Origin of the sequence: Mycobacterium nebraskense, assembly GCF_002102255.1 — a bacterium.
Taxonomy (GTDB): domain Bacteria; phylum Actinomycetota; class Actinomycetes; order Mycobacteriales; family Mycobacteriaceae; genus Mycobacterium; species Mycobacterium nebraskense.
This window is the reverse complement of record NZ_LQPH01000173.1, coordinates 252,459-276,045: the sequence shown is the minus strand read 5'-3', so window position 1 is coordinate 276,045 and position 23,587 is coordinate 252,459. Positions and strand designations below refer to the sequence as shown.

25 protein-coding genes are annotated in these 23,587 nt (G+C 66.7%); 15 read left to right on the top strand and 10 right to left on the bottom strand.

The genetic code is table 11. The annotated features are described in order from the left end of the window. The first annotated feature begins 81 nt into the window (after nt 1-81). Nucleotides 82-918 carry an SDR family NAD(P)-dependent oxidoreductase gene (locus AWC17_RS28600; protein WP_046187169.1) on the top strand — a complete coding sequence of 279 codons (837 nt, stop codon included), beginning with the start codon at nt 82-84 and terminating at the stop codon, nt 916-918. Here the strand turns inward: AWC17_RS28600 and AWC17_RS28595 are convergent. The 4 genes from AWC17_RS28595 to AWC17_RS28580 are packed head-to-tail and all read right to left on the bottom strand — an operon-like array spanning nt 907 to nt 4,328. Beyond that, entirely contained in the window at nt 907-1,476 is a 570-nt protein-coding gene (locus AWC17_RS28595) for a carboxymuconolactone decarboxylase family protein (protein WP_046187170.1), read from the bottom strand. The genes AWC17_RS28600 and AWC17_RS28595 overlap by 12 nt on opposite strands. Nucleotides 1,477-1,498: 22 nt before the next feature. Then, complete coding sequence (locus AWC17_RS28590; RefSeq protein WP_046187172.1) at nt 1,499-1,906, bottom strand: hypothetical protein; 408 nt, start codon at nt 1,904-1,906, stop codon at nt 1,499-1,501. Nucleotides 1,907-1,935: 29 nt separating this feature from the next. Further along, nucleotides 1,936-2,541, bottom strand: a complete 606-nt coding sequence (locus AWC17_RS28585) for a PPE family protein (protein ID WP_082147538.1) — start codon at nt 2,539-2,541, stop codon at nt 1,936-1,938. 38 nt (nt 2,542-2,579) lie between these two features. Next, nucleotides 2,580-4,328, bottom strand: coding sequence for an N-acyl-D-amino-acid deacylase family protein (locus AWC17_RS28580; protein WP_047322694.1), 1,749 nt, complete (start codon nt 4,326-4,328; stop codon nt 2,580-2,582). Between the two features lie 54 nt (nt 4,329-4,382). Between AWC17_RS28580 and AWC17_RS28575 the strand changes: the two genes are divergently transcribed. From AWC17_RS28575 to AWC17_RS28550, 6 genes are all read left to right on the top strand, one after another. Then, nucleotides 4,383-4,907, top strand: coding sequence for a mycothiol transferase (locus tag AWC17_RS28575; RefSeq protein WP_046185344.1), 525 nt, complete (start codon nt 4,383-4,385; stop codon nt 4,905-4,907). A gap of 17 nt (nt 4,908-4,924) precedes the next feature. Then, nucleotides 4,925-5,794 carry a hypothetical protein gene (locus tag AWC17_RS28570; RefSeq protein ID WP_047322693.1) on the top strand — a complete coding sequence of 290 codons (870 nt, stop codon included), beginning with the start codon at nt 4,925-4,927 and terminating at the stop codon, nt 5,792-5,794. An 86-nt stretch (nt 5,795-5,880) separates the two neighbouring features. Continuing rightward, nucleotides 5,881-6,567, top strand: a complete 687-nt coding sequence (locus AWC17_RS28565) for a TetR/AcrR family transcriptional regulator (protein ID WP_141224837.1) — start codon at nt 5,881-5,883, stop codon at nt 6,565-6,567. A gap of 67 nt (nt 6,568-6,634) precedes the next feature. Further along, nucleotides 6,635-7,183: an MmpS family transport accessory protein gene (locus tag AWC17_RS28560; protein WP_046182956.1), complete on the top strand. Its 549-nt coding sequence runs from the start codon at nt 6,635-6,637 to the stop codon at nt 7,181-7,183. Next, entirely contained in the window at nt 7,180-10,110 is a 2,931-nt protein-coding gene (locus AWC17_RS28555; RefSeq protein WP_046182957.1) for an MMPL/RND family transporter, read from the top strand. Before AWC17_RS28560 ends, AWC17_RS28555 begins: the two co-directional genes overlap by 4 nt. Nucleotides 10,111-10,194: 84 nt before the next feature. Further along, the gene (locus AWC17_RS28550) at nt 10,195-10,419 is read left to right on the top strand and encodes a hypothetical protein (protein WP_141224836.1); all 225 of its coding nucleotides are present in this window, start codon (nt 10,195-10,197) and stop codon (nt 10,417-10,419) included. Here AWC17_RS28550 and AWC17_RS28545 read toward each other — a convergent pair. The 4 genes from AWC17_RS28545 to AWC17_RS28530 are packed head-to-tail and all read right to left on the bottom strand — an operon-like array spanning nt 10,413 to nt 14,276. Further along, nucleotides 10,413-10,910, bottom strand: a complete 498-nt coding sequence (locus AWC17_RS28545) for a DUF5078 domain-containing protein (protein WP_046182959.1) — start codon at nt 10,908-10,910, stop codon at nt 10,413-10,415. The two genes, AWC17_RS28550 and AWC17_RS28545, sit on opposite strands and share 7 nt — an antisense overlap. 52 nt (nt 10,911-10,962) lie before the next feature. Further along, on the bottom strand, nt 10,963-11,880 hold the full coding sequence (locus AWC17_RS28540) for a crotonase/enoyl-CoA hydratase family protein (RefSeq protein ID WP_046182960.1): 918 nt from the start codon (nt 11,878-11,880) through the stop codon (nt 10,963-10,965). Between the two features lie 7 nt (nt 11,881-11,887). Next, nucleotides 11,888-12,199, bottom strand: a complete 312-nt coding sequence (locus AWC17_RS28535; RefSeq protein WP_046182961.1) for a hypothetical protein — start codon at nt 12,197-12,199, stop codon at nt 11,888-11,890. A gap of 10 nt (nt 12,200-12,209) precedes the next feature. Next, nucleotides 12,210-14,276, bottom strand: coding sequence for a prolyl oligopeptidase family serine peptidase (locus tag AWC17_RS28530; RefSeq protein ID WP_046182980.1), 2,067 nt, complete (start codon nt 14,274-14,276; stop codon nt 12,210-12,212). A 67-nt stretch (nt 14,277-14,343) separates the two neighbouring features. On the opposite strand from AWC17_RS28530, the gene exaC reads away from it, so the two are divergent. From exaC to AWC17_RS28500, 6 genes are read left to right on the top strand one after another with little or no spacing between them, the layout of a single operon-like run. Further along, nucleotides 14,344-15,867, top strand: coding sequence for an acetaldehyde dehydrogenase ExaC (exaC, locus tag AWC17_RS28525; RefSeq protein WP_046182962.1), 1,524 nt, complete (start codon nt 14,344-14,346; stop codon nt 15,865-15,867). Next, entirely contained in the window at nt 15,868-16,347 is a 480-nt protein-coding gene (locus AWC17_RS28520; RefSeq protein ID WP_046182963.1) for a DUF779 domain-containing protein, read from the top strand. A gap of 19 nt (nt 16,348-16,366) precedes the next feature. Then, complete coding sequence (locus AWC17_RS28515; protein WP_047322689.1) at nt 16,367-16,645, top strand: putative holin; 279 nt, start codon at nt 16,367-16,369, stop codon at nt 16,643-16,645. Then, complete coding sequence (locus tag AWC17_RS28510) at nt 16,638-17,195, top strand: hypothetical protein (protein WP_046182964.1); 558 nt, start codon at nt 16,638-16,640, stop codon at nt 17,193-17,195. The genes AWC17_RS28515 and AWC17_RS28510 overlap by 8 nt, the downstream gene beginning before the upstream one ends. A gap of 33 nt (nt 17,196-17,228) precedes the next feature. Continuing rightward, complete coding sequence (gene lpdA, locus AWC17_RS28505; protein ID WP_046182965.1) at nt 17,229-18,623, top strand: dihydrolipoyl dehydrogenase; 1,395 nt, start codon at nt 17,229-17,231, stop codon at nt 18,621-18,623. A gap of 6 nt (nt 18,624-18,629) precedes the next feature. Then, a complete protein-coding gene (locus AWC17_RS28500) occupies nt 18,630-18,902 on the top strand; it encodes a hypothetical protein (RefSeq protein ID WP_046182966.1) in 273 nt (90 codons plus the stop codon). Here the strand turns inward: AWC17_RS28500 and AWC17_RS28495 are convergent, their stop codons facing one another. After that, nucleotides 18,903-19,463: a carboxymuconolactone decarboxylase family protein gene (locus tag AWC17_RS28495; RefSeq protein WP_046182967.1), complete on the bottom strand. Its 561-nt coding sequence runs from the start codon at nt 19,461-19,463 to the stop codon at nt 18,903-18,905. It lies immediately after the preceding gene. Further along, a complete protein-coding gene (gene ramB, locus AWC17_RS28490; protein WP_046182968.1) occupies nt 19,460-20,884 on the bottom strand; it encodes an acetate metabolism transcriptional regulator RamB in 1,425 nt (474 codons plus the stop codon). The genes AWC17_RS28495 and ramB overlap by 4 nt, the downstream gene beginning before the upstream one ends. A 162-nt stretch (nt 20,885-21,046) precedes the next feature. On the opposite strand from ramB, the gene AWC17_RS28485 reads away from it, so the two are divergent. Both AWC17_RS28485 and aceA read left to right on the top strand, forming a co-directional pair. Further along, on the top strand, nt 21,047-21,841 hold the full coding sequence (locus tag AWC17_RS28485; RefSeq protein WP_046182969.1) for an acyl-[acyl-carrier-protein] thioesterase: 795 nt from the start codon (nt 21,047-21,049) through the stop codon (nt 21,839-21,841). 270 nt (nt 21,842-22,111) lie between these two features. Further along, on the top strand, nt 22,112-23,398 hold the full coding sequence (gene aceA, locus AWC17_RS28480) for an isocitrate lyase (protein WP_046182970.1): 1,287 nt from the start codon (nt 22,112-22,114) through the stop codon (nt 23,396-23,398). Nucleotides 23,399-23,587: the final 189 nt, after the last annotated feature.

Sequence of the window (23,587 nt, the reverse complement as noted above, 5' to 3'; positions counted from 1 at the left end):
TGTCTTTGGCCACCTCCACACCGACCAACAAACCCACAATCGGCCGTGCCAACCGGCAGCGGCTTGACATAGGAGAAACGCGTGGCCCTTCCGACTCCCTCACCCACCAGCACCGCCGTCGTGACCGGCGCGTCGTCGGGCATCGGCGCCGACATCGCGCGCGAGCTGGCCGACCGCGGTCACGGCGTCACGCTCGTCGCCCGCCGCGAAGACCGGTTGCGCGAGCTGGCCGACGAACTCGCCTCCCGCGTCCGTGTTGAGGTGATCGCCTGCGACGTCGCGGATTCCGCAGCCCGCGCCGGCCTCCTCGACGAGGTCGACCGCCGCGGGCTGACCACCGACATCCTCGTCAACAACGCCGGCATCGGCACCATCGGATCGGTGACGAAGACGCGTGTCGACGACGAGATCGCCCAGGTGCGGGTCAACGTCGAGGCCGTCATCGATCTGACCACCCGCGCGGTCCAGCAGATGGTGCCGCGCGGACGCGGCGCGATCCTCAACGTCGGATCCACCGCGGGCTACCACCCCTTCCCGGGGCAAGCCGGCTACGCCGCCACCAAGGCGTTCGTGAAGACCTACACCGAGGGAGTGCGTGGCGAACTCGCCGGCACCGGTGTCACCGTCGCGCTGCTGTGCCCGGGACCGGTGCGCACCGAGTTCCTGAAGAACGCGGGCATGGACGAGCGTAAATTCGCCGACGCCTTCCCGAAGTTCCTCTGGATGCCGTCGCGTGAGGTGGCGCGCACCGGAGTCGACGCGCTCGAGCACGACCGCGGCACGGTGATCGCCGGGCTGCCAAGCCAACTCAGCACCCGGCTGTTCCAGTTCATGCCGCGACGGCTGCTGCTGCCGCTGTTGAAGAACCAGCATCCGGGCCTTCGAAGAGACTTGGGCCGCGACCGGTCAGCCAGCTGAGGGCCAGCGCCGCATCCAGCCCTCCACCGGAAGCGCGAGTGCGTTGCACAGCGTGCAGATCGTGCGATACCAGCCGACGGCCGTGAGCAATTCGATTCGCTGCTCGTCGGTCAGGAAGCGCCCCAGTGCTATCCACGTCGCCTCCGACCACGAACCGGTGCGCTCCAGCTCGTCCACCGCCTCGATCAGCGTCCGTTCCGCCGGGCTCCACCGCGGGTCGGCAGAAGCCTCCTTGCCGCCGGTCACCAACGCGTCGCACTCGTCGTCGCTGACGCCCGCGATCGGACCCCAGAACGCCGCCTGCCCGCCCCACTCGTACTCGCAACCGACCAGCGCGCAGGTGCGCAAGATCGCGATCGTGCGCGTCCGGGCCGGCAAAAGCGCTGCGACATAAAGTGATTCGCCGAGTTTGCGCAGCCGGGTGGCCAGTACTGGGTGGCGCTGCAGGCAGCGCACCAAAAGCAGCGGCTCATAGGTGCGGTCCGGGTGACCCCAGCTGTTGATTCCAGTGGCATCTTCCTCGCTCCACGGCGGGGCGATCGGTGCAACGCGGCTCACGGATGAGACTGTACGGCGCGCCCTAGGCGGGTAGTGAGAACACCACGCAGTCGTGCAGGCAGCCCTTGGCCGCCTCCGGCGAGTCGGGGTCGGCGTCGCGGTGCAACAGCGCGCGGGTGGGCACGACGCTCAAGCGAACGGTGTCCCCGGCTGGGTTTTCAAGGGTCACCTCGGCCGCGCCGTCGACGATCAGCGAATAGCCGCCCGGCTCGGTCGGGGGCCACAACAGGGTGACGTCGCGGCGCTGGGCCAGATTCTGTTGGGTGCGGCCGCCGATGAGGCCGACGTCGATGGTCGCCTCGCGCATCTGCGGCTCGACCGTCACGGTGTGCACGCGATAGTCGTCGTCGACCGTGACCAGGTACGCGTACGGGTAGTCGGGGAGAGCGGCGGCGAGCCGTTCGATGTCCACCCTCTTTTTCGTGCGCATGATGCTCAGGATAGGCGCGGGCGGCACCGTCAGAGCGTGCGCGGGACCCGCGCCGCCGGGAGGCCGAATGTCAGCTGACCGCTGCTGCTGAAGTGGAAACCCAGGTTCTGCAGGACCTGCTGCCACGGCGCCAATTTCTCCACGGCCGCCGACGCGTCGGCGTGGTAGCCGTACATCGCGGCCACGTCCGACGCCCACATCTGGTCGTAGGCGGCCTCGATGTCGGCGATCGCGGGGGTGTTCTGGCCCAGCCAGTTGGTGGCCGACAACGCGTGCGCCAGCGCGCGGTTGGCCGCGACGACCGCGGGCTGCACCGTGGCCGCCAGCGCCCCTTCGAACGCGGCCGCGACGGCCGAGGCCTGGCTGGATACCGCCTCGGCCTGGGCCGCCGCCGCGCTGAGCCAGCTCACGTAGTGCGTGGCGAGGGCCATCATCGCCGCCGACGACGGGCCCTGCCAGGACCCGTTGGCAAGATTTGACGTCACCGAAGAAAACGACGACGCTGACGATGCCAGGTCTTCGGCCAGGCCGTCCCAGGCTTCCGCGGCAGCAAGCAGCGGCCCGGCTCCGGGACCCGAGAAGATTCGTGCCGAGTTGACTTCTGGCGGCAACCACGCAAAATGCGGGCTCGTCACCGGCTCAACTTACCCGGGATCTGGCGGTTTTGGTGGCGTTATTGCGCGGGTACCGGGCGGGCTTGCCGACCGCGGACCAACTTGCCCGGGCGAGCCTCGGTGGGCACGCCGTTCTCCGCGATCACTTCACCGGCCACGATCGTTGCCACGTACCCGTCGGCGGTCTGGTCCAGGCGCCGCCCCCCGGCCGGCAGGTCGTAGGTGATCACGGGCTTGTGCAGCCGCAACGCGGCGTGATCGATGACATTGAGGTCGGCCTTGTACCCGGCGGCGATCCGGCCGCGGTCACCCAGCCCGGCGACGCGGGCCGGCACCGAGGTGAGTTCGCGGACGGCCTCCGGAACCGTGAACCGCCCCGACTTCCGGTCGCGTGCCCAGTGCGCCAGGAAGTACGTCGAGTAGCTGGCGTCGCAGATCATCCCGTAGTGCGCGCCGCCGTCGCCGAGCCCCAGCACCACGTCGTCGCGGTGCAGCAGCTTCCCGACGGTGTCCAGCGAGTTGCCCTGCAGGTTGCTGGTGGCCACCAACAGCATGGCGCGGCCGTCGTCGTCGAGCAGCCGGTCGTAGGCCTCCTCCATCGGGTTCACCCCGCGCGCCCGCGCGCGGGCGCCGATGGAAGTGGACGGGTCGGGCTCGTAGTCGGGGGTGTCGCCCAGCGGGTAGATCCAGTCCCACATCTGAGCCACGTACAGGATCGGGTGACCGTGGCCGGGCTTGTCGGCCAGGATGCGGGCGCGCACCTCCGGCTTGCGCATCTCGGCGACCCGCTCGGCCAGCGGCAAGTGCGCGATCTCGCGGTAGCTGGGGTAGAGCACGAATGGGTTGGCGGACAGCTGCAGCCCGATGATCAGCCCGATCGGGCGTGGCAGCAGCTGCGCGGTGATGTCGCCGCCCGCCGCGTTGGCCTTCTCGATCATCGTGATGGCGTCCTCCCACGTCGGGTCGCCGGCGTTGGCGACGACGAGGGTGAAGGTGAGGGGCAGGCCGACGTCCTCGGCCACGTCGAACACCGTCTGCAGCACGTGTTCGTACCCGCCGGCCGGGATGTCCGGCACGAACTGCAGCAGGCCACCGCCGCCGTCGACGACACCGCGGGCGATCTCTTCGATCTCCTCCCGGGCGGCGTCGTAACTCGGGATGGGCGAGCCGCTTTCCGTCTTGTGGATGGTCAACCGGGACGACGCGAAGCCCAGCGCTCCGGCCTCGACCGCCTCCTTGGCCAGCGCCCGCATCTTGGCGAGGTCCTCGGCGGTGGCCGGCTCGCGGTCGGCGCCGCGCTGGCCCATCACGTAGACGCGCAGCGGGGAGTGCGGCAGGTACGCGGCGACGTCGATGTCACGCCTGCCGGAGTCCAGCGCGTCCATGTATTCGGGGAACGTCTCCCACGTCCAGGGCAGGCCGTCGGTCATGACGACGCCGGGAATGTCCTCGACGCCGGCCATCACGTCGACGAGGACGTCGTGGTCCTCCTGGCGGCATGGGGCGAAGCCGACCCCGCAGTTGCCCATGACCACCGTGGTGACCCCGTGCGCCGACGACGGCGTCAGGCGTTCCGACCAGATGGATTGGCCGTCGTAGTGGGTGTGCAGGTCGACGAAGCCCGGGGTGACCAGCAGCCCGGTGGCGTCGATCTCCCGCTCCGCGGCTTCGCCTTGAAGTGACCCGTCGTGACCGACGGCTCCCACCTTCTTGATGACGCCGTCTCGCACCGCAACGTCGCCGACGTATGGCTCACCGCCCAGCCCGTCGACGATGGTGCCGTTGCGGATGATCAGGTCGTAAGTCATCCAAACAATCTACGACCGTGCCGGTGGGTCATGCCAGGATCTAGTGTCGCTGGTATGGCCAACACCTCCAGCCCCGACGCCGCCGTCCAAGAAGTGCTCCGCGACGCCTTCACCCGGTTGATCGAACACGTCGACGAAATCGCCGACGGGTTGACCGACGAGGTCGCCAACTATCGAGCGACCCCGGGCGCCAACAGCATTGCCTGGTTGATCTGGCACAGCGCGCGGGTGCAGGACATCCAGCTGGCCGACGTCGCCGGCGTCGAGCAGGTGTGGTTGCGCGACGACTGGGTGGACCGGTTCGGGCTGGACCTGCCGCGCAACGACACCGGCTACGGGCACAGCCCCGAGCAGGTCGCGAAGGTCAAGGCACCGGCGGATCTGCTGTCCGGTTACTACCACGCGGTGCACAAGCTGACCCTCGAGTACGTCGCCGGCGTGACGGCCGCCGAGTTGGAGCGGGTGGTCGACACCAATTGGGACCCGCCGGTGACGGCCAGCGCGCGGCTGGTGAGCATCATCGACGACTGCGCCCAACACCTCGGGCAGGCCGCCTACGTTCGCGGAATCGCGCCCTAGGTCTTGGGTTTCGCAGCGTGCGATTCGTGGCCGCGGTTTTGCGGGCGGTGCTGTGGCTGGCCACCACCGTCGCGCTCGCCGTGGCGATCCCGGCGGTGTGGCTGCAGTGCAACGTCGTCAGCGAGGGCGGCTACGCCGCGCTGGCCCAGAAGGCCGCAGGCGATCCGGCGCTGCAGTCCGCCGCGGCGGACGAACTGACCAACCGCGCGATGGCGCTGATCGCGGCCCACAACGCGGGGGGCCGGCCCGTCGACAGCGCGGAGCTGCACGAGGCCGCCGCCGCATTCACGGCCGGGCCGGCGTTTCCGGCGCTGTTCGCGCAGGCGAATCGGGCGGCGCATCGCTGGTTGTTCGCCACCGGCGGGGCCGGCGAGTCGTGGGAGATCGACGTGGCCCCGATGCTCAAGGACGCCTCGTTGCAGCGGATACTGACCAGCCATAACGTGAAAGTGCCTGCGACGCTGAACGTTCCGTTGACGGCATCGGCGCCTTCAACTCACGGGTCGCTGCGGCAGGGGCGGTTGAGTCCGCTTGCCACGTGGGGTCCGTGGGTGAGCATCGGCGCGGTCGCCCTCAGCGTCGTCTGTGCCGTGCTGACGCTGGGCGTCGCCCGCCGCCGCGGCAAGGCGCTCACGAGCCTGGGTGTCTCCGCGCTGCTGGTCGGCGCCGGCGGATGGGCGGGCATCGAGATCGCCCGCCGCTACGTCAACGACGGGCTCAACCGCACCACCGGCGACATCCGCCGCATCGCCGAGGTGATGGTCGGCCACGCCGAAGCAAGCCTGCACCAATGGCTCAACCTCACGCTGCTCGCCGGCGCCGCGCTGGCGATCGCTGGGGTGCTCGTCGCGATGCTGGGAAGCCTGCGGAAGAAGCCGGCAGGCTAGCCCGAAGGTGAACGAAAAGGCTTGCGGGCCAGGGGCAGAGTGACCTGGCACAAATCACACGCCGTGCGTTATACAAATCACACAATGTGCGTTATCCTCGGTCGGTGGCGCAGTTAACCTTCCAGCGCGCCCGCACCGAGGAGAAGAAGCGCCAACGTGCGGAGGCACTCGTGGAAGCCGCGCGTTCACTGGCGCTCGAGACCGGCGTCGCCTCCGTCACGTTGACCGCCGTCGCCAGCCGAGCCGGAATTCACTACTCCGCGGTCCGCCGCTACTTCAGCTCGCACAAGGAAGTCCTGCTGCACCTCTCCGCCGAAGGGTGGGTGCGCTGGTCGAACACCGTGTCCGACAAGCTGGCCGAGGCTGGCCCGAAGTCGCCATCGCGAATCGCCGAGACGTTGGCCAACGCCCTGGCCGAGGACCCGCTGTTCTGCGACCTGCTGGCCAACCTGCACCTGCACCTCGAACACGAGGTGGACGCGGAACGGGTGGTCGAGGTCAAGCGGATCAGCACCGCCGCCACGCTCTCCCTCGCCGATTCCATCGAGAGCGCGTTGCCGGAACTCGGCCGATCGGGGTCGCTCGACATCTTGCTGGCCGCGTACTCGCTGGCGGCCACGCTGTGGCAGGTCGCCAACCCGCCGGAGCGCCTCACCGACGCCTATGCCGAGGAGCCGGAAGTGGTTCCCCCCGAGTGGAATCTGGACTTCGCATCCGCCCTCACCCGCCTGCTGACTGCCACGTGCATCGGCCTCATCGCGGAGAAGCCATGAACAAGGAGGACGGGGAGCTATGGCTTGGCGAACTGCGACCGGAAGACGGGAAGGACTTGGAGCGCCCATGACGACGACTGAGTCAAGGACGGAGCCGCTAATGAAGCAGGGCTCCGCCGGCAGCGAGGGCAACGAGGTGGCCCCGCAGCGCGCTAGGAAACAGGGGCTTCTGGGGCGTTTCTGGCTGGTGCTCACGATCGCAGCTGTCGTCGCGGTCTCAGGATTCGTCGTATACCGATTGCACGGCGTCTTTGGCGTTCACAGCGGTTCGTTCGGTGGTGGCACCTCGGGCGAGGTCCTCGACGAGTTCAACGCCAAGACGATCACGCTCGAGGTCTGGGGCTCACCGGGCAGCACTGCAACCATCAACTACCTCGACGAAAACACCCATCCGCAGCAGGCGCTGAACGTGCCCTTGCCCTGGAGCAAAGTATTGAGTTCAACGAAGCCCGGCATCCCGGCAAACCTTGTGGCGCAAGGAGACGGCAGTTGGATCGCCTGCCGATTCGTCGTGAATAACCACGACGGCCACGGTGACGTCATCAAGGCTCCGAATCGCTCAGATTCCAACCAAACCGTGAACGCCTTCGTCTACTGCCTGGACAAGTCCGCATGAGCGGGCCAGGCGAGGCTCCGCCGCGCGTCGATCAGCCGCTGATCCCGCCGTTCCTGCCGCGGATGATCCATCGGCTTGCCCTGCCGATCGTCCTGGTGTGGTTGGGCATCGTGTTCGTCACCAACACCGTGGCCCCGCAGCTGGAGGTCGTCGCCAAAACCCACTCGGTGTCGATGAGTCCGACTGACGCGGCATCCTTTCAGTCGATGATGCGGGTCGGATCGACGTTCAAAGAGTTCAACTCCGACGCCTCGGCCATGATCTTGCTGGAGGGCGACAAACCACTCGGGGACGAAGCGCACCGCTACTACGACGAGATCGTCAGGCGCGTCGAGCAAGACAAGAAACACGTTCAGCACGTCCAGGATTTCTGGAGTGATCCGCTGACGGCGGCGGGTTCGCAGAGCCACGATCAAAAGGCCGCGTACGTCCAGGTCTACCTCGCCGGCAACATGGGCGGCCCGCAGGCGAACGAGTCTTCCGAGGCCCTCCGCAAGATCGTCAACTCGGTGCCCGCGCCGCCGGGAATCAAGGCATACGTCACCGGCGCGGGTCCGCTGTTCGGTGATCAGTCCCACGCGGGTGAGAAGGGCGTAGCGAAGGTCACGCTCGTCACATTCTTGGTGATCGTGGTGATGCTGCTGTTCGTGTACCGGTCGGTGAGCATCGTTCTGATCATGCTGGCCATGGTGTTCATCGAGCTGGCAGCGGCCCGCGGTGTCGTCGCGACGCTCGGTAACTACGGCGTCATGGGGTTGTCGACCTTCGCCAACAACATGTTGGTGCTTATGGCGATCGCCGCCGGGACGGATTACGCGATTTTCGTGGTCGGCCGCTATCAGGAGGCCCGTGGTCTGGGCGAGACCCGCGAAGAAGCGTTCTACACCATGTTCCACAGCACCGCGCATGTCGTGCTGGGATCGGGGCTGACGATCGCAGGCGCGATGTACTGCCTGAGCTTCTGCCGGCTGCCGTACTTCGAGTCGCTGGGGGTGCCTTGTGCGGTCGGCATGCTGGTTGCGGTGTTGGCGGCTTTGACGCTGGCTCCGGCGATGCTGACGGTGGCTTCGTTCTTCAAGCTCATGGATCCGAAGCGCAAGCTGCAGACCCGGGGCTGGCGTCGCATCGGCACCGCGGTCGTCCGCTGGCCCGCACCGGTTCTCGCGGTGACCATCGCGGTCGCGTTGGTTGGTCTGCTCGCCCTGCCCGGTTACAAGACGGACTACGACAACCGCCACTTCCTGCCGGCGGACACCCCGGCCAATGTCGGTTATGCCGCCGCGGACCGGCACTTCGACCAGGCTCGGCTCAATCCTGAGCTGTTAATGATCGAGACCGATCACGACTTGCGTAACTCGGCCGATTTCCTCGTCTTGGACAAGGTTGCCAAGGCGATCTTCCACATTCCCGGTATCGGCCGGGTGCAGACCATTACCCGGCCATTGGGCACGCCGCTGGACCACAGCACCCTCGGTTTTCAGATGAGTGCACAAGCCGCCGGGCGGATCCAGACCCAGCACTATCAAGACGAACAGGCGAAGAACCTGCTCAAGCAGGCGGACGAGCTGCGCAAGACGATGGCAACGCTGCATGAGCAGATGCAGGTCACCCAGGATCTCAGCAACACGACACATGAAACCACCAGGCTCACCAAGGAGACCGTGCAGATCACCGAATCGTTGCGCGACGACATCGCCACCTTCGACGACTTCTTCCGGCCGATCCGCAGCTTCTTCTACTGGGAGAGGCACTGTTACGACATCCCCGCCTGCTGGGCGCTCCGATCGATCTTCAACGCGCTCGACGGCATCGACCAGGTGGCCCAGAACATCGTGAACCTCAGCGCGAACCTCGACAAGTTGGATCGGATCCAGCCGAAGCTGGTGGCCCTCATACCGCCGCAGATCGAGAGTCAGCAGCGCAACCTCGACACCATCATGTCGAACTACGCGACCACTATGGGTCTCAACGAACAGGCCAGAGCGCAGTCTGACAATGCCACCGCCCAGGGCGATGCCTTCGACAAAGCGAAGAACGACGACACGTTCTACCTTCCGCCGGAGGCGTTCAAGAGCCCGGATTTCGAACGGGGTCTCAAACAGTTCATCTCGCCGGACGGGCACGCAGTCCGGTTGATCATCTCCCATGAAGGCGACCCGGCGAGTCCTGAAGGCATCAAACACATCGAACCGATCAAGCAGGCCGTGCACGAGGCGATCAAGGGCACGCCCTGGGAGGGCGCCAAGGTCTACCTCGGCGGCACCGCCTCGACGTACAAGGACATGCACGACGGCTCTAACATCGACCTGCTGATCGCCGGAATTGCCGCAGCCACACTGATTTTCATCATCATGCTGGTGATCACCCGAAGCGTCGTGGCGGCCTTTGTGATCGTCGGTACGGTGTTGCTGTCACTAGGCGCCTCATTCGGACTCTCCGTGCTCCTATGGCAGTACATCCTGGGCATGAAGTTGCACTGGATGGTGCTGGCGATGGCGATCATCCTGCTGCTGGCGGTCGGCTCGGACTACAACCTGCTGTTGATATCGCGGTTCAAGGAGGAAATCCACGCCGGGCTCAGAACGGGGACGATCCGCGCGATGGCCGGTTCGGGCTCGGTGGTGACCTCCGCCGGTCTGGTGTTCGCCGCGACCATGGCCACGTTCATGTTCAGCCCGCTGCTGGTGATGGCCCAAGTGGGGACGACGATCGCGCTGGGCCTGTTGTTCGACACCTTGATCGTGCGGTCGTTCATGACGCCGTCGCTGGCCACCCTGCTCGGGCGCTGGTTCTGGTGGCCGCAGCACGTGCGTCCACGGCCGGCCAGCACAATGCTGCGACCGTACGGACCGCGTCCCGCTGTGCGCGATTTGCTCCTCAAGAACGTCGAGGAGCGCCCGGCGGGCGGATTGGTACAGCCGCGCTGATCCTACGAGGCGCGCGAATGTCGAGATCCCTGCCGGCGTGAAGGACTGCGAATCGGCCTCAGGACGTGGTTGGAACACTTCGCGGTGAGAAGTGTCGATGCGTCGTTCATGATGCCGTCGGTCGCCGCGCTGATGGGCCGATGGTTCTGGTGGCCGACGCAGGTACGCACCCGGCCCGCCAGCCAGATGCTGCGGCCGTACGGGTCGCGTTCGGCGGTTCGTGCCTACATGCTGCCCCGCGAGGACGACGCCGGTTCGGCCAAGACCGACCGGTTCCCCGGCGGCGTCACCGTATTACTGAATTACTGAACCCTACCTTTGGGAGGTCCTGGCCAGCCGGGTGGACCGGTTGGCTCGGCCCAGTCCCACACCGACATGTCGCCGGGCGGGTACTGGCCGCACACGTCGGTGGACTTGGCAACGACGCCCTTGTTGTTGAAAAAGAGCTTCATGTGGTTGGGCCACGCGTACCACAGCGGGTCGTTGTTGAAGAAGTTCTCGGAATACGTCCGGCGGTCCTCAGGCGACAACGAGTAGAACCAGTGGACCTTGTCGATCGTCGCCTGCTGAACGTTCGGGTGGTTGTTGAAGTCGATCATGTACCGCTGGTAGTACACCGGGCTGGTGTCGCGGGTGGCCGCCATGATCTGCTCGGCGTCGCAGGTGGTGTTGATCATCCTGCGCGGAATCGGGAAGTCCTCCGTGGAATCGGCCACGGCGGTTTTCGGGAACGCCGTAGCGGCGATACCCAGGGCGAGGACAGCGGCGCCTGCACGCAGGCCAGAACTCAGCCAAGACATAGCTGTCACGGTAACACTTTTTGGGCGGCGGGGGACAGGTTCCTAGTTCATCTCAGCATTGGCCGCGATCAGGCACGATAACGTGCGTGGGGTCGGGCCGCAGCTCCGGCGGGGCCTGGCTGTAGTCGCCGAAGGGGCCGTCGCGGCGCTCGACCGCCGCCCGAACGCCCTGGGTTTCGGCGGTCTTGATGAAGTCGAGGGCGTCGGGGGTGTTGCGCATCAGGCCGTCGAGAATGCCGCCGAGCGTCTGGGTGGACGCCAACCCCATGTTCTCGTAGGCCTGGTTGACGATCAGCTTCTGCGCCTGCAGCTGCGACAGGGGGATGCGGGCCAGCTCGGCGGCGATCTCGGCGACCCGGGCCTCGAGGCGCTCGAACGGCACCGCCTCGTTGATCAGCTCGATCTCGGCCGCCTGGACGCCGGTCAGCGGCCGCCCGGTCAGCGAATGCCACTTTGCCCTGGCGAAGCTGAGGCGGTAGAGCCACATGCCGCTCAGGTACGCGCCCCACATCCTGCTGTACGGGGTGCCGATCACCGCGTCGTTGCTGGCGATCACCAGGTCCGCGCACAGCGCATAGTCGCTGGCCCCGCCGACGCACCAGCCGTGCACCTGGGCGATGACCGGCTTGGACGCCCGCCAGATGGCCATGAACTTACTTGTCGGCCCGGTCTCGCGGGAGGTGACCATCGCGAAGTCCTTGCCGGGGTCCCACTTGCCGTCGGTCATCATCGCCTCGCCCCAGTGCGCAAAGCCGCCGCCGAAGTCGTAGCCACCGGAGAAGGCCCGGCCGGCCCCGCGCAGCACGATGACCTTGACGGCCGGGTCGCGCTCCGCCAGGCCGACGGCCGCCTCGATCTCATCGGGCATGGGCGGCACGATGGTGTTGAGCTGCTCCGGACGGTTCAACGTGATGGTGGCAACCGGGCCGGCCGTCGTGTACAGGAGCGTCTCGAACTCGCTGGTTGGCATGGCTTCCTTACGGGTCGGGCTGCCGGTTTTCCGGTGACGACGCGTAGATGCGGTCGCCGATCTTGAGGTATGGCGTCGTCAGGTAGGCCGACAGGACGAGGAGGCCGGAAAAGATCACCGCAACGCAGACGGCGTTGGGCCAGATCCTGCCCGTGCCGAGCGCAAAACAGACGGTGCCGATGATCGAGGTCGTCCAGTAGAACCGCCGGCCGGCGCGGCGGTGGCTGATGAAGCGGTAGCGTGCCTGCGCCGCCGAGACCAGGATGAAGATCAATCCGGTCGCCAGCAGGGTGAGTTCGATGCGTTGGGTCGCTGACACGTCGACGATCCTATGGCCCGGGATTAACCGCAGCGGGGCCAGTCAGCATCCGCCACAGGAACGAATAGGTCAGTGCCGACTTGAACGCGACCTGTTGGTTGTCGGCCGCGCCGGCGTGGCCGCCCTCGATGTTCTCGTAGTAGAAGACCCGATGTCCCGCAGCCTCCAGCGCCGCCGTCATCTTGCGGGCATGCCCCGGATGCACCCGGTCGTCGCGGGTGGACGTGGTCATCAGCACCGGCGGGTAGTGGCGCGTCGCCGAAATGTTCTGGTAGGGGGAGTATTCGGAGATGAACGCCCAGTCCTCAGGGTTGTCCGGGTCGCCGTACTCGGCCATCCACGAGGCGCCGGCCAGCAGCAGGTGGTAGCGCTTCATGTCCAGCAGCGGCACGCTGCAGACAAGCGCTCCGAATCTCTCCGGGTACTGGGTCAGCATGATGCCCATGAGCAGGCCGCCGTTGCTGCCGCCCTGCGCGCCGAGCTGGTCGACACTTGTGATGCGCCGGTTCACTAAATCGGTTGCCACCGCGGCGAAGTCCTCGGCCACCTTGTGCCGGCCCTCGCGCATCGCCTGGGTGTGCCACCCGGGCCCGTACTCCCCGCCGCCGCGGATGTTGGCGAGTACGTAGGTGCCGCCGCGGGCCAGCCACAGCCGGCCGAGCACGCCGCTGTAGGCGGGAGTGTTGGCGGATTCGAAGCCGCCGTATCCGTACAGCATGGTCGGGCCCGGTCCTTGTGCGTCGGCGGGTCGCACCACGAAGTACGGGATCGGCGTGCCGTCCTGCGACGCCACGAAATGCTGTGCCACCGCCATGTTTTCGGCGTCGAAGAAGGCCGGAGCGGACTTGATCTGGTCGAGCGGGCCGGTGCCGGTGCCGCGCATCAGCCGCGAGGGGGTGACGAATCCGCTGGAGTCGAGGAAGAACTCGTCGCCGGTGTCGTCGGCGGCGACGACGACGGTGTGGGTCGCGTCCGGGATGCCGGGGACCGGTTCGCGCCGCCAGGTGCCCGGCGTGACGAACTCCACCCGGCTGGCGACGTCGGCGAGGGTGACCATCAACAGGCGGTCCCGCGTCCACGCGTAGTGATTCAACGCGGTGTGCTCGTCGGGCTCGAACACCACGCTCAATTCCGCTGTGCCCGACAAGAAATCGTCGTAGTCGGCCGCCAGCAGGGCACCGGCGGGATAGCTCTGGGCGCCGTAGAACCAATCGGTGCGCAGCTCGATCAGGAGCCATTCGCGGTGTATCGACAGGCTCGCGTCGGTAGGCGCGTCGATCCGGATCAGCTCGGGGTTTTCCGGGAGGCCCCGCAGTTCGTAGACCTCTTCGTTCCAGAAGTCGAGGGCCCGCCCCAGCAGGGTGCGCTCGAAGCCGGGAGTGCGATCCACCGAGGCGGACACGCGAACGTCGGTGCGGGCGCCCTCGAACACGGTTTCCGCGTCGGTCAGCGGGGTGCCCCGGCGCCACCGCTTGATCACCCGCGGGTAGCCCGAGTCGGTGAGCGAGCCGTCGCCGAAGTCCGTGCCCACCAGGACGGTGTCGGCGTCCACCCAGGCGAGTTGCGACTTGGCCTCCGGCAGCTGGAATCCGTCGTCGACGAATTCGCGTGTCTTCATGTCGAATTCGCGCACTATGGAGGCATCCGAGCCGCCCCTGGACAGCGCGACCAGGGCGAGCGTGTACTCCGGTTCGATGACGCCGGCGCCGGCCCACACCCACTTCTGGTCGTCGGCTCGGCCCAATTCGTCGACGTCGATCAGCACGTCCCACTCGGGGGCATCGGTGCGATAGCTCTCCAGCGTGGTGCGCCGCCACAACCCGCGCGGGTTGGCGGCGTCGCGCCAGAAGTTGTAGAGGTACTCGCCGCGGCGGACCACGTACGGGATGCGGGCGTCGGTGTCGAGCACCTCGAGCGCCTGGGTGCGCATCCGCTCGAAATCCTCATCGCGGAACGTCGCCAGTGTCTGTTCGTTGCGCGCCCGCACCCAATCCAGCGCCTCGTCGCCGGTGACGTCCTCGAGCCACAGGTAGGGGTCTTGGGCGTCGTCGGGGGGAGCGGCGGCTTGTGACGTCATGGAAGCCATTGTGGCCTCCGGCGGTAGTGTGAGGTGTATTACACCGACGAGCGAGGAGTGAGAGCATATGACTGTTTTCGCACGTCCAGGTTCCGCTGGGGCGTTGATGTCGTATGAATCCCGCTACGACAACTTCATCGGGGGTGGGTGGGTCCCGCCGGCGCAGGGTCGCTACTTCGAGAACCCGACGCCGGTGACCGGCCAGCCGTTCTGCGAAGTGGCGCGCTCCGACGAGGCCGATGTCGAGAAGGCGCTCGACGCCGCCCACGGGGCGGCTAGGGCGTGGGGCAAGACCGCACCGGCCGAGCGCGCGGCGATCCTGAACAAGATCGCCGACCGGATCGAGGAGAACAAGGCCGCGCTGGCGGTGGCCGAAGTCTGGGACAACGGCAAGCCGGTCCGCGAGGCGCTGGGCGCCGACATCACGCTGGCGGTCGACCATTTCCGCTACTTCGCCGGGGCGATCCGCGCGCAGGAGGGTTCGCTGTCCCAGATCGACGAGGACACCGTCGCCTACCACTTCCACGAGCCGCTCGGCGTGGTCGGGCAGATCATCCCGTGGAACTTCCCGATCCTGATGGCCACCTGGAAGCTGGCGCCCGCGCTGGCGGCCGGCAACGCGGTGGTGCTCAAACCCGCCGAGCAGACGCCGGTCTCGGTGCTCTACCTGATGTCACTGATCGGCGACCTGTTGCCGGCCGGGGTGGTCAACGTCGTCAACGGGTTCGGCGCCGAGGCGGGCAAGCCGCTGGCGTCGAGCAACCGGATCGCCAAGATCGCCTTCACCGGGGAGACCACCACCGGGCGGCTGATCATGCAATACGCCTCGCAGAACCTGATCCCGGTCACCCTCGAGCTCGGCGGCAAGAGCCCCAACATCTTCTTCTCCGACGTGATGGCCAAGGGCGACGACTTCCAGGACAAGGCACTCGAGGGCTTCACCATGTTCGCCCTCAACCAGGGCGAGGTGTGCACCTGCCCGTCGCGCAGCCTGATCCAGTCCGACATCTACGACGAGTTCCTGGAGCTGGCCGCGATCCGGACCAAGGCGGTGCGGCAGGGCGATCCGCTGGACACCGAGACCATGCTGGGTTCACAGGCGTCCAACGATCAGCTGGAAAAGGTGTTGTCCTACATCGAGATCGGCAAGGACGAGGGCGCCAAGATCATCACCGGCGGGGAGCGCGCCGAGCTGGGCGGCGACCTGTCCGGCGGCTACTACATGCAGCCGACGATCTTCGCCGGCAACAACAAGATGCGGATCTTCCAGGAGGAGATCTTCGGCCCGGTGGTGGCGGTGACGTCGTTCTCCGATTACGACGACGCGATCTCGATCGCCAACGACACCCTCTACGGTCTGGGCGCGGGGGTGTGGAGCCGCGACGGCAACACCGCCTACCGGGCCGGGCGTGACATCCAGGCCGGCCGGGTGTGGGTCAACTGCTACCACGCGTATCCCGCGCACGCCGCGTTCGGCGGCTACAAGCAGTCGGGCATCGGCCGGGAGAACCACAAGATGATGCTCGACCACTACCAGCAGACCAAGAACCTGATGGTGTCCTACTCCGAAAGGGCGCAGGGCTTCTTCTAGATGGATCCCGGGCCCCCACCAGGGGTTGTCATCACCGCCGGCGCCGCCGAACTGTTGGCCCGCCTGCAGGACCGCCACGGTCCGGTGATGTTCCACCAGTCCGGCGGCTGCTGCGACGGGTCGTCGCCGATGTGCTACCCGCTCGGGGACTTCATCGTCGGCGACCGCGACGTGCTGCTGGGCGTGCTCGACGTCAAGGACGGGGTGTCGGTGTGGATTTCGGGCCCGCAGTACGAGACCTGGAAGCACACCCAGCTGGTCATCGACGTGGTCCCGGGCCGCGGCGGCGGATTCAGCCTTGAGGCGCCTGAAGGGGTGCGGTTCCTGTCCCGCGGCCGCGTCTTCACCGACGACGAACAGGCCGCGCTGCGGGCCGCACCGGTCATCACCGGCGCCGATTACGAGCGTGGCGAACGCCCTTGCGTGCGCGGTCAGGTCGTGACTGACGCGGCATTCCGAACGTGCCCTCCGGGTCGGTGACAGCAGTAATGTCGAAAGCGTGATCCCCCTCCCGCGTCCGCGGTTGTTGGCCGCCGCCATGCTGATCGGCGCCGCGGTCGGGTTGCTGGTGGGGGTGGGATTCGCCGTGGCGGTCCACCCGAGCATCCGCCCGGCCTTCGCCCTCGCGTCGGTGGTCGGGATTCCCAGTGCGGCCGGGCTGGTGACGATCTTGTTCTCCGGGCGCCGATGGGTGACGATGCTGGGCGCGTTCATCCTGTCGGTGGCGCCCGGCTGGTTCGGCGTGCTCGTCGCCCTCCAGGTGACCTCGCGTGGCTGACGACGACACCCCGTCGAGTCCGGGGACCCAGTCATGGGTGCCGGACTTCTCGGATTCCGACGAGGAGACGGGGACGCAGTCGTGGGTGCCGGATTTCTCGGATTCCGACGACACCGGCGCGCAGCCCGCCGCGAGGGACGAGCCGGAGACGACTGAGCCGGCCCCCGACGATGCGGCCGCCGACTCCGTCGTATTGCCGGTACAACCGGTCACCGTTCCCGGGCGCTACCTCTACCTGAAGTGGTGGAAGCTGCTGCTGGTCATCCTCGGCGTGTGGTTCGTGGCGGCCGACATCGGGTTCGGCCTGTTCTACTGGTGGTACCACTCGGGCGACAAGACCCCGGCGCTCTTCGTGGTCCTGGTGTACGTGGTGGCATGCGCCGTCGCCGGCGTGCTGCTCGCGATGATCGAGGGCAGGCCGCTGGCCTCGGCGCTGTCGCTGGCTGTGATGTCGGGGCCATTCGCCTCCCTGGCCGCCGCGGCGCCCCTGCTCGGCTACTACCACTGCGCGCGGGCGGGCCACTGCCTCGTCGGCCTCATTCCGTATTAACGCCTCGCCCGGGCGGCCACTAGGGTAGGGGCCGTGACCCATTTTGACGTCGTCGTCCTCGGGGCCGGTCCCGGCGGATATGTCGCAGCCATTCGCGCCGCACAGCTCGGCCTGAACACCGCAGTCGTCGAGCCGAAGTACTGGGGCGGAGTCTGCCTCAACGTCGGCTGCATCCCCTCCAAGGCGCTGCTGCGCAACGCCGAGCTGGTGCAGATCTTCACCAAAGAGGCCAAGACCTTCGGGATGAACGGCGAGGCGACCTTCGATTACGGCGCCGCCTTCGACCGCAGCCGCACGGTGGCCGAGGGCCGGGTCGCCGGCGTGCACTTCCTGATGAAGAAGAACAAGATCACCGAGATCAACGGGTATGGCCGGTTCACCGACGCGAACACGCTGTCGGTGGACCTCAACGACGGTGGCACCGACACGGTTACGTTCGACAACGCCATCATCGCCACCGGCAGCAGCACCCGGCTGGTGCCCGGGACGTCGCTGTCGGCCAACGTGGTCACCTATGAAGAGCAGATCCTGTCCCGCGAGCTGCCCGACTCGATCGTCATCGCCGGCGCCGGCGCGATCGGCATGGAGTTCGGCTACGTCCTGAAGAACTACGGCGTCGACGTGACCATCGTGGAGTTCTTGCCGCGCGCGCTGCCCAACGAGGACGCCGATGTCTCCAAGGAGATCGAGAAGCAGTTCAAGAAGCTGGGCATCAAGATCCTCACCGGAACCAAGGTCGAGTCCATCTCCGACAACGGCGCCGAGGTCACCGTCGCCGTCAGCAAGGACGGTAACGCGCAGGAACTCAAGGCTGCGAAAGTGTTGCAGGCCATCGGTTTTGCACCCAACGTCGAGGGCTTTGGGCTGGAGAAGACCGGAGTCGCGCTGACCGACCGCAAGGCCATCGGGATCAACGACTACATGATCACCAGCGTTCCGCACATCTACGCCATCGGTGACGTCACCGGGAAGCTGATGCTCGCCCACGTCGCCGAGGCCATGGGCGTGGTGGCGGCCGAAACCATCGCCGGCGCAGAGACTTTGGCCCTCGGTGACTACCGGATGCTGCCACGGGCGACGTTCTGCCAGCCCCAGGTCGCCAGCTTCGGGCTGACCGAGCAACAGGCCCGCGACGAAGGCCACGACGTCGTGGTGGCCAAGTTCCCGTTCACCGCCAACGGCAAGGCGCACGGCCTGGGTGATCCCAGCGGCTTCGTCAAGCTGATCGCCGACGCGAAACACCTCGAGCTGCTGGGCGGGCACCTGATCGGCCACGACGTGTCCGAGCTGCTGCCCGAGCTGACCCTGGCGCAGAAGTGGGACCTGACCGCCACCGAGCTGGCCCGCAACGTGCACACCCATCCGACCATGTCGGAGGCGCTGCAGGAGTGCTTCCACGGCCTGGTCGGCCACATGATCAACTTCTAGAGCCCCATGCGCAGCGACATCGTTCTGGGGGCCATTGGCGGCCTCGCCGCGGGCTATGTCCTGTGGTTGGCGGCCTTTTCGATCGCCGACGACAACGCGGCGGTGGGCCAGTGGGCCCCGACGGTGTTGCTGCTGTCGCTTGCGCTGGCGGTGTGCGCCACGACGTGGGCGTCGTTCCTGCGCCGGCGGCGGAAATACGCGTGGTCGGGGTTCGGGTTCGGGCTGCCCGTGCCGCCGCTGCTGCTCACCCTGGCCGTGTTCGCCAACGTCTACCTGTAACTAGCGCGGGTTGTCCAACGGGATGTCCAGTGCCGCCATCGTCGCGGCCAGCCCGTCGTATTGGCTTGCCAGCAAGCAGAATTCGATCAGCTGACGCCGGTCCAGATGCTCGGCGAGCCGCCGCCAGGTGGCGTCGCCGATGGTGCGGTCCTTGACGAACTCGTCCGTCGCCGTCAACAGCGCCTGCTGCCGCACGGTCAGCCGCCCCTCGACCCGGTCCAGCCGCTCGGGCCACGCGAAGATCGCGGCCTGCAGGTCCGCGTCCAGCCCCTGCTTGGCGGCCATCCGGCGATGGTGCTGCAGCTCGTATTCGCAACCGCGCACGTGGGCGACCCGCAGGATCACCAACTCGGTGTCGATCGCCGGCAGCCGGCCCCGCAGCACGCGGCCGCTGTAAACGCTCCACGCCAAGAACAGCAACCGGTGCTGACCCAACGTGGTGAACAGATGCATCTCGGGCGCCCGGACCGTGCGCGCGGCCGCCTTCGCGAGTACCCAGTTGATCGGGCCCAGCTCACGGAACCGCCCCGACGGGATGCGGCCATTCTGAGCGCCGGTCACGGTTGCTTCACCAAATACGGGGAGACCGTACTGCGGTGCTCGTCCAGATCCAGGGCGCGCCCCAAGGCCGGGAAGGCCCGCTGCGGGCAGTTGTCGCGTTCGCAGACCCGGCAGCCCGCGCCGATCGGTGTGGCCACTGTTCCTGAATCCCCCGAGACGTCGAGTCCTTCCGAGTAAACGAGCCGGTGTGCGTGGCGAAGCTCGCAGCCCAGGCCGATCGCGAAGGTTTTACCCGGCTGACCATACCGCGCGGCCCGGCGCTCCACGGTCCGGGCCACCCACATGTAGTTGCGGCCGTCGGGCATCTGGGCGATCTGGACCAGGATCTTGCCGGGGTTGGCGAACGTTTCGTACACGTTCCACAGCGGGCAGGTGCCTCCGCTGGAGGAGAAGTGAAAACCGGTGGCGGACTGGCGTTTTGACATGTTACCGGCCCGGTCCACCCGGACGAACGAGAACGGCACGCCGCGCATCGACGGCCGCTGCAGCGTCGAAAGCCGGTGCGCGATGGTCTCGTAGCTCACCGAGTAGAAGGAGGACAACCGCTCGACGTCGTAGCGGAAATTCTCAGCGACGTCGTGGAATTGGCGATAGGGCAGCACCGCGGCCGCGGCGAAGTAATTTGCCAGCCCCAGCCGGGCCAGCGTGTGCGACTCGTCGCTGGTGAATTTGCCCTCCTCCACCAGGCTGTCGATGAGATCGCCGTATTCGAGGTAGGCCAACTCGGCGGCCATCTTGAAAACCTGCTGACCGAGCGAGAGATGGTTGCTGATCTCCAGCGTCTTGGTCTGAGGGTCAAACCGGTGCAGTACGGTGTCGCCGAGGTCGATCCGTCTGTTGATGTGCACCCCGTGCACCTCGGTCAGCCGGCGATTCAGCTCGCGGGCCAGGTCGCCGTGGTGCAGTCGCATCTGGATCGTGAGGTCCTCGGCGGCGGTGTCCAGCTCGTGCAGGTAGTTCTGGCGTTGGTAGAAGTAGTCGCGCACCTCCTCGTGCGGCATGGTGATCGAGCCGCTGCCGCTGCCGTCGGAGAACCGCTCCTCGGTGGCGGCGGCCAGCTGCGCCGTGGTGATCCGGTAGCGCCGGTGCAGGTTGACCACCGCGCGGGCCAGGGCGGGGTGGGCGCCGACCATCTCGGCGACCTCGGCCGGGTCGACATCGACGTCCAGGTCCCGGTCCATGGTCACCTCGCGCAGCTCCGCGACTAGCCGGGTGTCGTCTTGGGAGGCGAAGAACGTCGCGTCCACGCCGAACACCTCGGTGATCCGCAGCAGCACCGCCACCGTCAGCGGGCGAACGTCGTGCTCGATCTGGTTCAGATAGCTCGGCGAGATCTCCAGCATCTGGGCCAGCGCGGCCTGAGAAAACCCGCGCTCGTTGCGCAGCTGGCGGACCCGGGAGCCGACGAAGGTCTTGGACACTTTACCCAGGGTACCGGGGCTGCTAAGCGGAAGTTGGCAGAGTTCGCAGCGGCCAGGAGTCGCGTCGCGATTGGTTTTTGCCTCAGGTCGTTGGCATGATTCGCAACGGAGGCCTCAGGACTGGCCTGGGGTGCCCACGAGGAGGAAACGGGGAGCGAAGCCGTGAGCCTGGACAAAGAACTGATGCCGGTTCCCGACGGCCACCCCGACGTGTTCGATCGCGAATGGCCGCTGCGGGTGGCCGACATCGACCGCACGGGCCGGCTGCGACTGGACGCCGCGTGCCGGCACATCCAGGACATCGGCCAGGACCAGCTGCGTGAGATGGGTTTCGAGGAGACCCACCCGCTATGGATCGTTCGCCGCACGATGCTTGACCTGATCCGTCCGATCGAGTTCCAGGACATTCTGCGGTGTCGTAGGTGGTGTTCGGGCACGTCGAACCGGTGGTGCGAGATGCGGGTTCGCGTCGACGGACGCAAGGGCGGCCTGATCGAGTCCGAGGCCTTCTGGATCAACATCAACCGGGAAACGCAGATGCCGTCGCGCATCTCCGACGACTTCCTCGCGGGCCTGCACAAGACCACGTCCGTCGACCGGCTGCGGTGGAAGGGCTATTTGAAGCCGGGCAGCCGCGACGATGCTGCGGAGATCCACGAGTTTCCCGTCCGGGTCACCGACATCGACTTGTTCGACCACATGAACAACTCGGTCTATTGGAGCGTGATCGAGGACTACCTGGCTTCGCACCTGGAGGTCATGCAGCTGCCGCTGCGCATCACGATCGAGCACGAGGCGCCGGTGGCGCTGGGCGACAAACTGGAGATCATCTCGCACGTGCACCCGCCCGGTTCGACCGATCAATTCGGTCCCGACCTGGCCGATCGCACTGTTACAACGCTCACATACGCCGTTGGCGACGAGACGAAAGCGGTCGCCGCGATCTTCACTCGGTAGCCAAACCGTCACCTCCGTCAATTTCCATTCTGACCTGCGAATATGGGGTTACTGACGGGTAGCTTCTGAAACGGTTAAGTTTGCGCTCATCTTCGCAAGATTTGCTAATCGGCTCCAAGTCGTTGCCGAAATTGGCAAATGAAACGGCTGGACCTGCGTCAACAGCTGTGCCATCTTCGTGTTAGCACACCAGCGAAGTTGAGCCTCTAGCTACCGCCGGTGAAGCGGTCACCAAGCCCATGTAGTGAAGATCGTTAAGGAGCATGCCCAATGTCTGTCGTTGGCACCCCGAAGAGCCCCGAACGGATCCAGAAGGACTGGGACACCAACCCGCGTTGGAAGGGTGTCACCCGTACCTACAGCGCCGAGGACGTCGTCGCCCTGCAGGGCACCGTGGTCGAGGAGCACACACTGGCCCGCCGCGGCGCGGAAGTGCTGTGGGAGCAGCTGCACGACCTGGAGTGGATCAACGCGCTCGGCGCCCTGACCGGCAACATGGCCGTCCAGCAGGTCCGCGCCGGCCTGAAGGCCATCTACCTGTCGGGTTGGCAGGTCGCTGGTGACGCCAACTTGTCCGGCCACACCTACCCCGACCAGAGCCTGTACCCGGCCAACTCGGTGCCGCAGGTGGTGCGTCGCATCAACAACGCGCTGCTGCGCGCCGACGAGATCGCCAGGGTCGAGGGTGACCGGTCGGTGGAGAACTGGCTGGCGCCGATCGTCGCGGACGGCGAGGCCGGCTTCGGCGGTGCGCTGAACGTCTACGAGCTGCAGAAGGCGATGATCGCCGCGGGCGTCGCGGGCTCGCACTGGGAGGACCAGCTCGCCTCGGAGAAGAAGTGCGGCCACCTCGGTGGCAAGGTGCTCATCCCGACCCAGCAGCACATCCGGACGCTGACCTCGGCCCGCCTGGCGGCCGACGTCTGCGACGTGCCGACCGTGGTCATCGCCCGGACTGACGCCGAGGCGGCCACCCTGATCACCTCGGACGTCGACGAGCGTGACCAGCCGTTCATCACCGGTGAGCGGACCAAGGAAGGCTTCTACCGGGTCAAGAACGGCCTCGAGCCCTGCATCGCCCGGGCCAAGGCTTACGCGCCGTACTCCGACCTGATCTGGATGGAGACCGGCACGCCAGATCTCGACCTGGCCGCCAAGTTCGCCGAGGGCGTCAAGTCCGAGTTCCCCGACCAGATGCTGGCGTACAACTGCTCGCCGTCGTTCAACTGGAAGAAGCACCTGGATGACGCCACCATCGCCAAGTTCCAAAAGGAGCTTGCCGCAATGGGATTCAAGTTCCAGTTCATCACGCTGGCCGGCTTCCACGCGCTGAACTACTCGATGTTCGATCTGGCCTACGGCTACGCCCGCAACCAGATGACCGCGTACGTGGAGCTGCAGGAGCGCGAGTTCGCCGCCGAGGAGCGCGGCTACACCGCGACCAAGCACCAGCGGGAGGTCGGTGCCGGTTACTTCGACCGCATCGCCACCACGGTCGACCCCACCTCGTCGACCACCGCGCTGACCGGTTCCACCGAAGAGGGTCAGTTTCACTGAGGACGAGCGGGCCTTGGCCCGCGAGGACGAAGTGAAACCGATGGATTGAGTCACTGAGGGGTGTTGAACAGGCACGGAATCGCGCTCCTGCGGCTCAGTTGACGCGATTCCGCGCTTGTTCGGCGGTGAAGTAGCGTAGGCCCCGCCCAGCGAACCTGGGCGGGGCCTATTGCGGTGCAAGACGATACG

What these genes read in the sequence shown, in the direction of transcription:
- AWC17_RS28530 (WP_046182980.1), bottom strand. Translation starts at nt 14,276, where the DNA reads ATGACGTCACAAGCCGCCGCTCCCCCCGACGACGCCCAAGACCCCTAC.
- AWC17_RS28500 (WP_046182966.1), top strand. Translation starts at nt 18,630, where the DNA reads ATGCGCAGCGACATCGTTCTGGGGGCCATTGGCGGCCTCGCCGCGGGC.
- AWC17_RS28580 (WP_047322694.1), bottom strand. Translation starts at nt 4,328, where the DNA reads ATGACTTACGACCTGATCATCCGCAACGGCACCATCGTCGACGGGCTG.
- AWC17_RS28545 (WP_046182959.1), bottom strand. Translation starts at nt 10,910, where the DNA reads ATGTCTTGGCTGAGTTCTGGCCTGCGTGCAGGCGCCGCTGTCCTCGCC.
- AWC17_RS28590 (WP_046187172.1), bottom strand. Translation starts at nt 1,906, where the DNA reads ATGCGCACGAAAAAGAGGGTGGACATCGAACGGCTCGCCGCCGCTCTC.
- AWC17_RS28520 (WP_046182963.1), top strand. Translation starts at nt 15,868, where the DNA reads ATGGATCCCGGGCCCCCACCAGGGGTTGTCATCACCGCCGGCGCCGCC.
- exaC (WP_046182962.1), top strand. Translation starts at nt 14,344, where the DNA reads ATGACTGTTTTCGCACGTCCAGGTTCCGCTGGGGCGTTGATGTCGTAT.
- AWC17_RS28540 (WP_046182960.1), bottom strand. Translation starts at nt 11,880, where the DNA reads ATGCCAACCAGCGAGTTCGAGACGCTCCTGTACACGACGGCCGGCCCG.
- aceA (WP_046182970.1), top strand. Translation starts at nt 22,112, where the DNA reads ATGTCTGTCGTTGGCACCCCGAAGAGCCCCGAACGGATCCAGAAGGAC.
- AWC17_RS28575 (WP_046185344.1), top strand. Translation starts at nt 4,383, where the DNA reads ATGGCCAACACCTCCAGCCCCGACGCCGCCGTCCAAGAAGTGCTCCGC.
- AWC17_RS28560 (WP_046182956.1), top strand. Translation starts at nt 6,635, where the DNA reads ATGACGACGACTGAGTCAAGGACGGAGCCGCTAATGAAGCAGGGCTCC.
- AWC17_RS28555 (WP_046182957.1), top strand. Translation starts at nt 7,180, where the DNA reads ATGAGCGGGCCAGGCGAGGCTCCGCCGCGCGTCGATCAGCCGCTGATC.